At 31.5% G+C, this 14,998-nt stretch carries 10 protein-coding genes; 9 read left to right on the top strand and 1 reads right to left on the bottom strand.

Annotated features, from left to right (window positions below):
- Positions 1-327 precede the first annotated feature (327 nt).
- Both pbp4 and LFT63_RS08685 read left to right on the top strand, forming a co-directional pair.
- Positions 328-1,569: a penicillin-binding protein PBP4 gene (gene pbp4, locus LFT63_RS08690; protein ID WP_340768757.1), complete on the top strand. Its 1,242-nt coding sequence runs from the start codon at positions 328-330 to the stop codon at positions 1,567-1,569.
- A 163-nt stretch (positions 1,570-1,732) separates the two neighbouring features.
- Positions 1,733-2,371, top strand: a complete 639-nt coding sequence (locus LFT63_RS08685) for an NAD(P)-dependent oxidoreductase (RefSeq protein WP_029056733.1) — start codon at positions 1,733-1,735, stop codon at positions 2,369-2,371.
- 81 nt (positions 2,372-2,452) lie between these two features.
- On the opposite strand, the gene LFT63_RS08680 is transcribed toward LFT63_RS08685, so the two are convergent.
- Entirely contained in the window at positions 2,453-3,115 is a 663-nt protein-coding gene (locus LFT63_RS08680; protein ID WP_029056734.1) for a M15 family metallopeptidase, read from the bottom strand.
- Positions 3,116-3,482: 367 nt separating this feature from the next.
- Here LFT63_RS08680 and pflB point away from each other — a divergent pair, with 367 nt between their 5' ends.
- The 7 genes from pflB (at position 3,483) to LFT63_RS08645 (ending at position 14,980) form a co-directional block, all read left to right on the top strand.
- Positions 3,483-5,726 (top strand): formate C-acetyltransferase, encoded by a 2,244-nt coding sequence (gene pflB / locus LFT63_RS08675; RefSeq protein WP_340768752.1) that lies wholly within the window; start codon positions 3,483-3,485, stop codon positions 5,724-5,726.
- 19 nt (positions 5,727-5,745) lie between these two features.
- Positions 5,746-6,501: a pyruvate formate-lyase-activating protein gene (gene pflA, locus LFT63_RS08670; RefSeq protein WP_029056736.1), complete on the top strand. Its 756-nt coding sequence runs from the start codon at positions 5,746-5,748 to the stop codon at positions 6,499-6,501.
- 311 nt (positions 6,502-6,812) lie between these two features.
- Positions 6,813-7,742: an FAD:protein FMN transferase gene (locus LFT63_RS08665; RefSeq protein ID WP_029056737.1), complete on the top strand. Its 930-nt coding sequence runs from the start codon at positions 6,813-6,815 to the stop codon at positions 7,740-7,742.
- A 71-nt stretch (positions 7,743-7,813) separates the two neighbouring features.
- Complete coding sequence (locus tag LFT63_RS08660; protein WP_340768750.1) at positions 7,814-10,846, top strand: flavocytochrome c; 3,033 nt, start codon at positions 7,814-7,816, stop codon at positions 10,844-10,846.
- 12 nt (positions 10,847-10,858) lie between these two features.
- On the top strand, positions 10,859-12,235 hold the full coding sequence (locus tag LFT63_RS08655) for an MFS transporter (RefSeq protein ID WP_017637621.1): 1,377 nt from the start codon (positions 10,859-10,861) through the stop codon (positions 12,233-12,235).
- A 388-nt stretch (positions 12,236-12,623) separates the two neighbouring features.
- Positions 12,624-13,487 (top strand): UTP--glucose-1-phosphate uridylyltransferase GalU, encoded by an 864-nt coding sequence (galU, locus tag LFT63_RS08650; RefSeq protein WP_029056241.1) that lies wholly within the window; start codon positions 12,624-12,626, stop codon positions 13,485-13,487.
- Positions 13,488-13,504: 17 nt separating this feature from the next.
- Positions 13,505-14,980 carry a CDP-glycerol glycerophosphotransferase family protein gene (locus LFT63_RS08645; protein ID WP_340768746.1) on the top strand — a complete coding sequence of 492 codons (1,476 nt, stop codon included), beginning with the start codon at positions 13,505-13,507 and terminating at the stop codon, positions 14,978-14,980.
- Positions 14,981-14,998: the final 18 nt, after the last annotated feature.

Below are 14,998 nucleotides of genomic sequence, written 5' to 3'. Positions count from 1 at the left end.
TACTAGCTATTTACATTCAAGAACAAATCAGATATTTATTGTAACTAAACAATTAAAAATAGATTACAAAATGTAATAAAACGATAAAATGCTATAAATTTTAAAAAATAAAGTCCTTCTTACTTTAGAAATACATATTTTACAAAATTTGATAATAAAATTTTAATAGAGTAAGTCAATTACGTTATAATACTTATGTTCATATAATATATACATAAATACCAAATTAGTTTAGAGTGAAATTAAGTAGGGCACTTATAAACATAGGTATATGCAAATTACATATAGTAACTAAATGATATAAAAATATTAATAGGGGGAACATCATTGAAAAAAGTTTTGACCAGTATTCTGATGATAATTATGTGTTTAATCGTTGTATCACCAACTGTTTTAGCATCACAGTCACCTGTAGACGTAGCTAAACAAGAAAAACAAAACATTGATAAGCAATACAATCCAAAAGGTATGATAGTAACTACTGAGGATGGACAAATACTCTACAATTATCACGACAAAAAACAAGTTGATCCAGCTTCAACAACCAAATTGATGACAATGAATTTAATATACGATGATATTAAATCCGGAAAAGTGAAAATGAACGATAAAGTAAAAATTACATCAAGATACGAAAAAATGTCAGAATTACCTAATTTAACAACATTTCCTTTAAAACAAGGTGAAACTGTTACAATCAATCAATTATTGAAACAAGCAGCATTAGAATCAAGTAATGCTTCTACGTTAGTTTTAGCTGAACATATTGATGGCAATTCTTCAAAATTCACAGATAGAATGAATAAAAAAGCAAAAGAATTAGGTATGAAAAATACAAAATTTACTAATCCAAGTGGAGCAAATAATAAAGTATTACAACCATATGAACCGAAAAAATATAAAAATGATACTATTTCTCATACATCTGCACGAGATATGGCTATACTCAGCACAAATTTGTTAAAAGAACATCCGGATGTTTTAAAAATTACAAAGCTTTCTAAAGATACACAATCTAATCAAGAGCTACATAATACAAATACGTCATTACCAAATGAAGCAGATACTATGAAAGATGTTGATGGATTGAAAACAGGTACTAGTGACAATGGCTATAATCTAGAATTAACAGCTAAACGACACCATTTAAGAATCGTTACTAGCATATTTAATGTTATGCCCTATCCTGATGAACAAGCTAAACACGCACGTCAAAAACTTGCGAATGCTTTAACTGAGCATGCTTTTAAACAATATGAATACCGTAAAGTTGTTTCAAAAGGGGAACATAAGATAGATGGTAAGGAATACGAAGTTAAAAAAGATTTATATGATTTAGTTCCAAAAGATAAGAAAAAATATAAATTGAAAGTTTCTAAAGACAATCGATTATACGTTGATTATGATAGACAATTTATAAAAGATCATCACGCCCCTAGCGTTAAAGTTGAAACTACGACACATTGGGGCATGATTTTCCTTTACATACTTATGGCGGTCGTAGGCCTTGTACTACTTGGTATGCTTACAATTATTGGCATCAAAATTTATTTTAAGAATAATAAATAAATATATAAATTGAGATAACTAACCTACCACTTTATGGATAAGAATTTATATTAAGAGCTATTAAATTGACAAAAACATAAGTAACTGCAAAGATTACATTTATATATATAGATTAATTGCTTTTAAATTAACCTTTATAACTAGAAATACGGAGGGGTTTATAATGAAAGTAGGAATTATTGGGGCTTCAGGTAAAGTTGGACAACTTATTTTAGAAGAAGCAGTAGATAGAGGAAACCAAGTAACGGCTATCGTAAGAAATGCATCAAAAGTTTCGAACTCAAATGTAGATGTCATTGAAAAAGATATTCATGATTTAACTACTTCTGATATTACAGCATTTGATGTAGTGGTAAATGCATTTGGTGCACCATTAGGCGATTCAGAAGGTCATATTAATGCAGGTCGTCATTTAATTGATATTTTAAAAGGTACAGATACTAGAGCAATTATTGTTGGTGGTGCAGGAAGCTTATATGTTGATGATGCTCACACTACTAAACTGATTGACACTGAAGAATTTCCAGATGTAGTCAAACCAACTGCAATAGGCCAAGGACAAAACCTTGAAGAATTACAAAATGCAGAAGGAATTACTTGGACATTTTTAAGTCCTTCAGCTGAATTTGATTATGAAGGTGCAAGAACTGGTAAATATAAATCTGGTAAAGATCAACTATTAGTGAATTCTAATGGAAAAAGTTATATTAGCTATGCTGATTTTGCAATAGCTATTGTAGATGAAATTGAAAACCCACAACATATTAATGAACGTTTTACAGTTGTAGGCGAAGAAAAATAATAAAGTTATCACTTTTATCATAAAGTAAGGCGGAAATTTTGAGTTGATATTCAATTCAAAATCTCCGCCTTTTTCTATTATTTATTTCCTAGGATATAAACCTAAATATGATTCTAAACTTTTACCTGATTGTTTAACTTGTTTCGCTTTATCTTTTCCTAAATAACGTAAATGCCATGGTTCATATTGATAACCTGTTTCATTCTCTTTATGTTTCCCATATCTTACAATGAAACCATAATCAGCAGCATGTTTTTTAATCCATTTACCTTCTTTAGTTTTACCAAAGCTACGATATAAATTTTTATCTGAGCCCTGTGCTCCTACATCAAATGATAATCCAGTTTGATGTTCAGAGTGACCTGGTTTCGAACTATATTTATTAGCAGCTTTTTCGCCATCTCTAGCTTTATAATTATTAAATAGTTGTACTTGTGTTTGATAACTTCTAAAACCACTTATTTTATATAATTGAATATTATCTTTCTTTGCATCTGTCATCATTTTATTTAAAGCACGTACCGCTTTTGGATTTTCTCCTGGATTGAAATCTTTAGGTAATTTAATTTGTTTATTTACTATTAGAATACCATCAATATATGTCTTTCCGTCTTTTTTAATCTTTTTATGATTTTTCTTCGAATGGTTATTATCACTTTTTTGATTTTTTTCACCTAAATGACCATTTGAACATGCTGACAGTATTAATAATCCCATTAATAAAAAAAGATATAACTTCTTCATGTAACATTTAACTCCTTTAAACTATTAATCACTCAATACTTGAAGGTTAGATGATGTCATCATTCCATACTAAATTAGCCTAACATATTTGCTTGAAAATTTAATTGTATTTAGTCAATAAATTCACTTTTTTTAAAGTGACAAACTATTCTTTTTACCATTAACTATAAATTTGTTATATAACAGATAATTTAAAAGAGATACTCTATTAATTTATTTCACAGGTTCTTTAATCAGCCACATATTATATATAATTTAGCCATAAATTATGTGAAAATAATCACAAAATACATGCTATACTCTTTGTGAAAGCGATAACAAAATTTGGAATTAATTAACTAATAATAAATAATTGGAGGCGAAAGGTATGTTAGAAACAAATCATACTCATGCTTGGAAAGGTTTTAAAAATGGACGTTGGAATAGACATTCAGACGTAAGAGAATTTATTCAATTAAACTATTCTTTATATGAAGGCGACGACGCATTCCTAGAAGGTCCAACAGAAGCTACTTCAAAATTATGGGACCAAGTGATGCAATTGTCTAAAGAAGAACGTGATCGCGGTGGCATGTGGGATATGGATACAAAAGTTGCATCGACAATCACTTCACATGATGCAGGATATTTAGACAAAAACTTAGAAACAATCGTTGGTGTTCAAACAGATAAACCATTCAAACGCTCAATGCAACCATTTGGTGGTATACGTATGGCGAAAGCTGCATGTGAAGCATATGGATATGAATTAGATCCAGAAACTGAAAAAGTCTTCACAGATTATCGTAAAACACATAACCAAGGTGTATTCGATGCATATTCCAGAGAAATGTTAGATTGCCGTAAAGCAGGAATTATTACTGGGTTACCAGACGCTTATGGCCGTGGACGTATCATTGGAGACTACCGCCGTGTGGCATTATACGGTGTAGATTTCTTAATGGAAGAAAAACTTCACGATTTCAATACAATGTCTACTGAAATGTCAGAAGATGTAATTCGTTTACGTGAAGAACTATCAGAACAATATAGAGCTTTAAATGAATTAAAAGAATTAGGTCAAATGTATGGTTTCGATTTAAGTCGACCAGCAACTAACTTTAAAGAAGCAGTGCAATGGTTATATCTAGCATATCTAGCTGCAATTAAAGAACAAAATGGTGCAGCAATGAGTTTAGGACGTACATCAACATTCTTAGATATTTATGCAGAACGTGATTTGAAAAATGGTGACATAACTGAAAGTGAAGTACAAGAAATTATCGACCACTTCATTATGAAATTACGTATTGTTAAATTTGCTCGTACACCAGACTATAATGAATTATTCTCAGGAGATCCAACATGGGTTACTGAATCTATTGGTGGTGTAGGTATCGATGGCAGACCACTTGTTACTAAAAACTCATTCCGTTTCTTACATTCATTAGACAATTTAGGTCCAGCACCAGAACCAAACTTAACAGTACTTTGGTCAGTGCGTTTACCTGAAAACTTCAAAATTTATTGTGCAAAAATGAGTATTAAAACAAGTTCAATTCAATACGAAAATGATGACTTAATGCGTGAAAGTTATGGCGATGACTATGGTATTGCATGTTGTGTATCTGCTATGAAAATTGGTAAACAAATGCAATTCTTCGGAGCAAGAGCTAACTTAGCTAAAACATTATTATATGCAATCAATGGTGGTAAAGATGAAAAATCTGGAAAACAAGTAGGACCAAGTTACGAAGGTATTAAATCTGACGTACTTGATTATGATGAAGTCTTTGCTAAATTTGAAAAAATGATGGATTGGTTAGCAGGTGTCTACATTAATTCATTAAATATCATCCACTACATGCATGATAAATATAGCTATGAAAGAATCGAAATGGCATTACATGATACAAATATCATTCGCACAATGGCTACTGGTATAGCAGGATTATCTGTAGCAGCAGACTCATTATCAGCAATTAAATATGCAAAAGTAACACCTATTAGAGATGAAAATGGACTTGTGACAGACTTTGAAATCGAAGGAGATTTCCCCAAATATGGTAACAACGACAGCCGTGTAGATGATATTGCAGTAGACTTGGTAGAACGCTTTATGACAAAATTACGTAGCCATAAAACATATCGTGATTCAGAACATACAATGAGTGTATTAACGATTACTTCAAACGTTGTATATGGTAAGAAAACAGGTAATACACCAGATGGACGTAAAGCTGGAGAACCATTTGCACCAGGTGCTAACCCAATGCATGGACGCGACCAAAAAGGTGCATTATCATCATTAAGTTCTGTAGCTAAAATTCCTTATGATTGCTGTAAAGATGGAATTTCAAATACATTTAGTATTGTTCCAAAATCACTAGGTAAAGAAGAAGAATCACAAAACAAAAACTTAACAAGTATGCTAGACGGTTACGCTATGCAACATGGCCATCACTTAAATATCAATGTATTTAATAGAGAAACATTACTAGATGCAATGGATCATCCTGAAGAATACCCACAATTAACAATTCGTGTATCTGGCTATGCAGTTAACTTTATTAAATTAACTCGTGAACAACAATTGGATGTTATTTCTCGTACATTCCACGAACAAATGTAGAAAATAAGGTGGGAGCAAAATGCTTAAAGGACACTTACACTCCGTTGAAAGTATGGGTACAGTAGACGGACCAGGAATTAGATATATATTATTCACACAAGGTTGTTTATTAAGATGTTTATATTGTCATAATCCAGATACATGGAAAATTAATGAGCCATCAAGAGAAGTGACAGTAGATGAAATGGTAAATGAAGTATTACCTTATAAACCATACTTTGACGCTTCAGGTGGAGGAGTTACAGTTAGCGGTGGCGAACCATTGTTACAAATGCCGTTTTTAGAAGCATTATTTAAAGAATTAAAAGCTAATGGAATACACACATGTCTTGATACTTCTGCTGGATGTGTTAATGATACAGTAGCATTTAATCGTCATTTTGATGAATTACAAAAATATACGGATCTCATGCTTTTAGACATTAAACATATCGATAATGAAAAACATATTAAATTAACAGGCAAACCGAATACACATATTCTTAAATTTGCACGTAAGCTTTCAGATATGAAACAACCTATATGGATAAGACACGTTCTAGTCCCAGGAATTTCAGATGATAAAGAAGATTTAATTAAATTGGGTGAATTTATCAATTCGCTAGATAATGTTGAAAAATTTGAAATCTTACCTTATCACCAACTCGGAGTACACAAGTGGAAAAATTTAGGTATCCCATATCAATTAGAAAATGTTGAACCACCAAATGATGAAGCAGTCAAAATGGCATATCAATACGTTAATTTCAAAGGAAAAATTCCAATCACGCTATAAAAAACTATATTATACCCCATAAAATACCCTTCAAATTATGGACATATCAAAGCAGAATTTGATATGTCCATTTTTAATAAAATTTGAAGTAATTGTTAATTATTTATCAAAATATAAAAAATAATTTAATAATCATTAAGTTTATTTTTAAAGTGTGTTTTAATTGTGAACATTTATCATATTTTAACTATTTTTGTGTATTTATGGTAGTATGAACTTGGAAATAGAATTAGTTAACAATATTTCTAAATTTTATATTTTTTTAGCACTTTTTGTAAACGCTATCAAAATATATTTCAGGAGGGGATAAATTGAAAAACGTCATAATTAATGCAATGGGGACGGTGATTCGCTTATCAATTAATCACAATCAACCAGATTCAATTTTATCTCAAGCCGAGTCCAAAATTCATACTTGGGAAAAACAATTTAGTGCTAATGACGAGCACTCAGATTTAATGAAAATTAACCGAATGGCTGGTATAAGGCCAGTAGTAACTAGTGATGAAATATTTAAAATGATTCAGCTAGGTTATCATGCAACATTATCTTCTAATCAAAAAATGAATATCTTAATAGGCCCTTTAGTTAAACTTTGGAAAATTGGTTTTGAAGATGCTAAAAAGCCAAATGAACAAGACATTCAACATGCGATAACGTTAACGAATCCTGAAAATCTAGAATTGAATGAAGCAACAAATGAAGTTTATTTAACTAAGAAAGGTATGGAGATTGATTTAGGCGCTCTTGTAAAAGGGTATTTTGCTGATCAACTTCAAACATTTTTCATTAATCATGGTGTAACTTCAGGAATTATTGATTTTGGTGGTAACGTGATTACGATTGGTGAAAATACACCAACATCAAGAAGTTGGAAGGTAGGTATTCGTAATCCTTTTTATAAGAATAGTAATCCACTTGCAGTTTTAGAGATTCATCAACAATCTGTTGTGACTTCAGGTATATATGAACGCTATTTTATAAAAGATCATCAATTGTATCATCACATATTAGATAGTAAAACAGGATACCCAGTTAATAATGATATTGCTAGCGTAACCATCGTATCTGATCATTCTGTGGATTGCGAGATATGGACTACGATTTGTAGTTTTGGGCAAGCATCACAAAATATTGAACTACTTAATCAAATAGATGGTATTGAAGGTGTCATTGTTAAACGTGATGGCGACATTGTTTCAACTTCAAGAATTTCTATGCAAAAAGAATATGTAATTTAAATACTCTAAATGAGTATTATATTTTTAAATATACATGTGAAAATAATCACAATTTATCAGGAGGATGACTTATGAATAAAGAAATTTTAGATACTGTCAAATTAAACTCTGGAGCTGAATTGAAAAACCGTATAGTAATGGCGCCAATGACAATTCAAGCTGGCTATTTTGACGGTAGTGTGACTTCAGAAATGATAGATTACTATCAATACCGATCAGGTGACGCAGCTGCAATTATTGTAGAAAGTTGCTTTGTTGAAGATCATGGACGTGGATTCCCGGGTGCTATTGGTGTTGACACAGATGAAAAGGTTAAAGGTCTAGCAAGATTAGCACAAGCGATTAAAGACAAAGGATCAAAAGCAATTCTACAAATTTATCATGCCGGTCGTATGGCTAATCCAAAATTAAATGAAGGAGAACAGCCAATCTCCGCAAGTCCAATTACTGCATTGCGACCTGATGCTGCAACACCGCGTGAAATGACTACATCACAAATAGAACAAATGATTAATCACTTTGGCGAAGCGACTCGTAGAGCAATTGAAGCGGGATTCGATGGTGTAGAAATTCACGGTGCGAATACGTATTTAATTCAACAATTCTTCTCTCCTCACTCTAATAGAAGACAAGATGAATGGGGCGGTAGTCGAGAAAAACGTACAAAATTCCCAATCGAAGTATTGAAAAAAGTTCAAAGTGTTGTGGCTCAAGCAGACGCTAAAGATTTTATTATTGGTTATCGTTTCTCTCCAGAAGAATTAGAAGAACCAGGTATTAGATTTGAAGATACAATGTATCTCTTAAATACACTTGCTGAATATAAACCTGACTACTTCCATATTTCAGCAAATAGTTATAAACGTACGTCAATCGTTAATCAAGACGATTCTGAGCCATTAATTAATAAATACTTAAATTCTAGAAATGAAACATTGGCAAGCATTCCTTTAATAGGTGTCGGAAGCATTTCACAAAAGCAAGATGCTGAAGAAGCTTTAGAACTAGGGTATGACTTATTAGCAGTTGGTAAAGCATACTTAATTGAACCAAATTGGACTGAAAAAATTATTAACGACCAAGAAGTAGAACAATTTGTTGATATCCATGATCAAAAAGTATTACACATTCCATCACCATTATGGAAAGTAATGGACTTTATGATATTAGACAAAGAAGAAGAACATAGAAAATACGAAAAACTTAAAGCATTACAAAATAAAAAAGTGAAATTTAATAAAGGTACTTATAACGTATTTGCTAAAGGTCATAATGGTAATTTACCTATGAAAGTTGAATTGTCTGAAGACAAAATTGTAAGTATTGAAGTTGATGACAGTGGAGAATCTGAAGGTATTGCTAATCCAGTATTTGAACGTTTACCACAAGATATCATAGAAGGACAAACATTAAATGTAGACGTAGTTTCTGGGGCAACTGTTACAAGTGAAGGTATTATTCAAGGTATCGCTGAAGCGATTGAACAAGCTGGCGAAGATCCTGATGTACTACGCGCGCGTCCTAAACCAGTTGTTCAATGGTCAAATGAAACAATTGAAGAAACAACGGATATTGTTGTAATCGGTACTGGTGGTGCAGGTTTAAGTGCTGCAGCTACTGCTTTAGATGAAGGTAAAGAAGTGATTATGCTTGAAAAATTTGCCGCTATCGGAGGAAATACGATACGTACTGGCGGACAAGTCAATGCAGTTGAACCAGAATGGCAAGGTAGTTTCCCTGCATTAGCTGGTGAACATGAGACATTAAAACAACTATTAGAACATGATGAAAATGATATAGATGATGATTATAAAGAAGATTTCCGCACAGTAAAATCTCAAATTAAAGCCTATTTAGATGACGATAGTGAAAAAGGCAATAACTTATTCGATTCAATTGAATTACACCGAATTCAAACATATTTAGGTGGTAAACGTAAAGATAAAAATAATGTAGAAATTACAGGTGACTATGAACTAGTTAAAACACTCACAGATAATGTATTAGATTCTGTTAAATGGCTAACAGAAAAAGGCGTACATTTCGATCGTTCATTCGTAGATATGCCAGTTGGTGCGTTATGGCGTCGTGGTCATAAACCAATGAAAGCACAAGGTTTAGAATTTATCGAAAATCTTGGTGACTATGTTAAAACACATCACGGTCGTATATTCACTGAAACAACAGCCGAAAAATTAATCAAAGAAGGCAATAAAATTGTAGGTATTGAAGCTCGTAAAGCAAACGGAGCTAAAGTTAAAATTCATACAAAACATGGTGTAGTACTTGCTACAGGTGGATTTGGTGCTAATACTAAAATGTTACAACAATATAATACGTATTGGGATAGTATTCCAGATGATATTAAAACAACTAACTCACCTGCAATTACTGGTGATGGTATACGTTTAGGTGTCCAAGCAGGTGCAGAACTTGTTGGTATGGGATTCTCTCAAATGATGCCAATATCTGACCCTAAAACAGGCGCACTATTCACAGGTTTAATTGTGACACCATCTAACTTCGTATTTGTTAATAAAGAAGGACAACGTTTCGTAAATGAATTTGAAAGTAGAGACGTGTTATCTAAAGCAGCATTAGAACAAAAAGAAGGTATGTTCTACATTATTGCTGATGAAAATATTAAATCATTAGCGATGAATACTTCTGAAGACAAAATTAATCATGAGCTTGAAGACGGTACATTAGTAAAAGGTGACACATTAGAAGAATTAGCAGAAAAACTAAACATCGAACCACAACAATTAATTAATACTATCGAACGTTATAACAAATTTGTTGATCAAGGTCATGATGATGATTTCAATAAATGTGCATTTGATTTAAAAATTGAAAAAGCACCATTCTATGCAACACCTCGTAAACCAGCAGTACATCATACTATGGGAGGCTTACGAATTAATTCTCAAGCACAAGTTATTGATGTTGAAGGTCATATTATTGAAGGATTATATGCATCTGGTGAGGTAGCAGGAGGTATTCATGCAGGTAACCGATTAGGTGGTAATGCACTTGCTGATATCTTTACTTATGGAAGAATTGCTGGTAAAAGTGCAGCTACGCATCAAGTTACTAATGAATAGGAGTGACTAGCTATGTCTGGAAATTACAAAAAAGGAAATCAATTAATACTAGCTATTATATTAGGGATTTTGACATATTGGTTGTTTGCTCAATCTCTCTTAAATATAGCGCCTCATGTGCAAAATGATTATCACGTTGATATGAGTATTATCAATATTGCAGTAAGTCTTACCTCACTATTAACTGGTGTGTTCATAGTTGTTGCAGGTGGACTCTCAGATAAAATAGGAAGAGTAAAAGTGACTAGAGCGGGACTAGTATTAAGTATATTAGGATCTATTTCCGTTATTATAACTAATATGCCGTTCTTCTTACTTACAGGACGTGTATTACAAGGTCTTTCAGCCGCTTGTTTATTACCAGCGACGATTGCGATTATTAACTCATTCTTCTCAGGTGAAGAACGTCAAAAAGCATTAAGCTTTTGGTCATTTGGTTCTTATGGTGGAACTGGACTAGCTTCTCTATTCGCTGGTGTAGTCGCAACATATGTAGGATGGCGTTGGATTTTTATCTTATCAATTATTTTTGCATTCATCGCAATGATATTATTAAGAGGTACGCCAGAGTCTAAAGATGAATCCGCACATAATAAGAAATTTGATATTATGGGTATTTTCATCTTCGTAATTATGATGTTAAGTATTAATATAGTTATCACACAAGGTACAAAATTAGGTTGGCTTAATCCTGTAATTATAGGTTTAATCGTAGTATTTATTATCACATTGTTTGCATTTTACATTTATGAACGTAAACAAAGAGAACCATTTATTGATTTTACGTTATTTTCAAACAAAATTTATATAGGTACAACGATTGCTAATTTAATGGTTAATACTGAAATTGGAGTGCTTGCATTATTCAATATTTATATGCAAGACGCCATGGGATTATCAGGAGCACAAGCAGGGTTAATTACTATTCCATATATGGTTTGTAGTTTAATCATGGTTCGTGTAGGTGAACGTTTCATGCAAAAAAATGGACCTCAAATACCATTAATGTTTGGACCAATCACTATTGCTGTAGGAATTATTTTACTATCCATTACAGCCTTACCAAGTATAATTTATTATATCGTTTCAGTGATTGGGTTTATTTGCATAGGGTTAGGCTTAGGCTTCTTTGCAACACCAGCCTTATCAACAGCAGTATCAAATGTTCCAGAAGAAAAAGTAGGTACAGCATCAGGTATCATTAAAATGACATCAACATTAGGAGCAGCATTTGGTATCGCTGTTGTGACAACTGTTTATTCAACAATTAGTATTTATAACGATACCCATTTTGCAGCAACAATCGCATTTATCGTAGGTGCTTGTATGGTATTAGTCGCATTTATCGCCGCATTTATTTTAGTACCAAAACGAAATGTAGAAGTATAGATCATAAAATAAGCAATTTGTATTTAAAAGAGGGATTTAGTAGCTAGCAGTAGTTACTAAATCCTTTTTTGAAGAGAATATTTATTTTCAGAAAATAGAATATTAGTTTAATAACTAGAAAAACTGATTTTGTATTTAATATTGGAAATCAGTTTTTTATTTGACTAAATAATTTGAGTTGTCTAACAATATAGACTTGTACAATATTTATAAAAAATAATGCTAATAAATTATGAAACAATGTGATATTATAATGTAGTGTAAAAACATTACTTTTAATGAAAAGAATAAATCTTTAAATTCAATATATATAACACTTGTATATATTAATAATCTAATAAACGATTTATGCTAATGCTTAAAAGTTATTTGAAGGGGAGTTAATTAAATGAGGGTCAAAAAAGCAATTATTCCAGCAGCTGGTTTGGGTACTAGATTTTTACCAGCAACAAAAGCAATGCCGAAAGAAATGCTTCCAATTCTAGATAAACCAACTATTCAATACATCGTTGAAGAAGCATCTAGAGCAGGTATCGAAGACATTATTATCGTTACAGGTAAACATAAACGTGCGATTGAAGACCACTTTGATAACCAAAAAGAACTAGAAATGGTGTTAGAAGAAAAAGGTAAAAATGATTTATTAGAACGCGTTCAATATTCAACCGATTTAGCTAATATCTTTTACGTTAGACAAAAAGAACAAAAAGGTTTAGGTCATGCCATTCACACAGCACGTCAATTTATTGGCGATGAACCATTTGCAGTGTTATTAGGCGACGATATTGTTGAATCAGAAACGCCTGCGATTAAACAATTAATGGATGTCTATGATGAAACTGGTAAATCTGTCATTGGTGTGCAAGAAGTTGCACCAGAAGATACACATCGTTACGGTATCATTGATCCATTAGAACAATCAGGATTACGTTATGAAGTTAAAAAATTCGTAGAAAAACCTAAACAAGGTACAGCACCATCAAACTTAGCTATAATGGGTCGCTATGTGTTAACACCAGAAATCTTCGACTACCTTGAAACACAAGAAGAAGGCGCAGGAAATGAAATTCAATTAACTGACGCAATCGAACGTATGAACACAGAAAGCCAAGTGTACGCATATGATTTCGAAGGAGATCGTTACGACGTTGGTGAAAAATTAGGATTCGTTAAAACAACGATCGAATATGCATTAAAAGATAAAGACATGAAAGACGATTTAAAAAAATATATTAGAGAATTGAATGTATAAAATTTAGGAGAACAAAATTGAAAAAGATAGATATTAAAACTAAGGTTGATAATTATAAAAAAAATAAAGGTAAATTTGTTTATATAGAAAGTAGAAGAAAGAAAAAAATACAAAAAAATTATTTTGTATTAGAGTCAACACACGGGGACTCTGTTGGTGGTCATATTTTTTATCTCATTAAGGAAATTCAAAGACAAGTTGAAAAATGTAAAGTTTTTGTAGTATCAAAACAACCAGAAAAACATAAAAAATTCCTTGAAGAAAAAGGTTTTAGTAATATTCAAATTGTTAAACATTTGTCTGAAGAATATTATGAATTATTAGCTGTTGCAGAGTATTTAATCAATGATACAACATTTTATCCATTTTTTAATAAGAGAAAAGATCAAAAATATTACATAATTTGGCATGGAACCCCATTGAAGAATATGGGAAAAGATATGGAAATAGTGGTAGACGTTGCTAATGTACAAAGAAACTTTTATATGGCAGATAAAATTATTGTTAGTAACGAACATACAAAAGATGTTCTTGTTGAATCACATAATTTAAAAAATGTTTACCCAGGTAAAGTTGTTGTAGGTCCATCACCTAGAAATAGTGTGTTTTTTGATAAAGCATTGAGAGAAAAGGTTAGGGAAGATTTAGAACTTGTAAATAAAAAAGTAATTAGCTATATGCCGACATGGCGAGGAACGGTAGGTAAAGTTAGAAAATCTTCCGAAGTAGAAAAAATGCTTAATTATTTAGATAAATTCTTAGATGAAAATACTATATTATACGTTAAGTTACACGACTTTGAGAAAAATAGCATAAAGAATACTTATAGGAATATACGTTTCTTCCCAGACAATTATGAGACATATGAATTTTTGACAGCAACTGATGCATTGATAACAGACTATTCTTCAGTAATGTATGATTATTTAAATTTAAATAAACCGGTAATTTTGTATACATATGATTTAGAGGAATATGCGAATACAAGAGGAATGTATGAAGATTTAACTGAGTATCCATTTGTAAATACTGAGACTCTAGAAGATTTAGAAAGAGCTATTAATAAAGTAGATAGTGAGATTAATTATGCTAATATGAAACAAAGATTTACTAAATATGATCATCACACAGGTTCTTTCAAAATAACTAAAAATATATTAAATGGTTATACTGATGATTCAATTTTGGAATACGATATCCATAATGGAAAAGAAACTGTTGCCATTTTAAGTGGTGGATTTTGGAATAATGGCGTAACTACTGCTCTAATTAACACTTTAGAAAATATTGATACAACTAAACGAAATTACATATGTTTCTTTGAGAAGTCTAAAGTAAAGCCTGAACATTATTATAGATTATTAAATCTTCCAGAAAATGTTCTTTTTTATCCAACTACTGGTGAATTAAATGGAAACTTACAAGATCGTTTATTAGTTAAAAAATATTTATGGGATGAAACATACTCTGCCAAAGCCCGTCAAAAACAATAAAAAAGAATATATAAAGAA

It is taken from the genome of Staphylococcus sp. FSL H8-0121 (assembly GCF_038008425.1).
Taxonomy (GTDB): Bacteria; Bacillota; Bacilli; order Staphylococcales; family Staphylococcaceae; genus Staphylococcus; species Staphylococcus pasteuri.
Note: the sequence above shows the minus strand (reverse complement) of the source record. Positions and strands in the feature narration are given on the sequence as shown.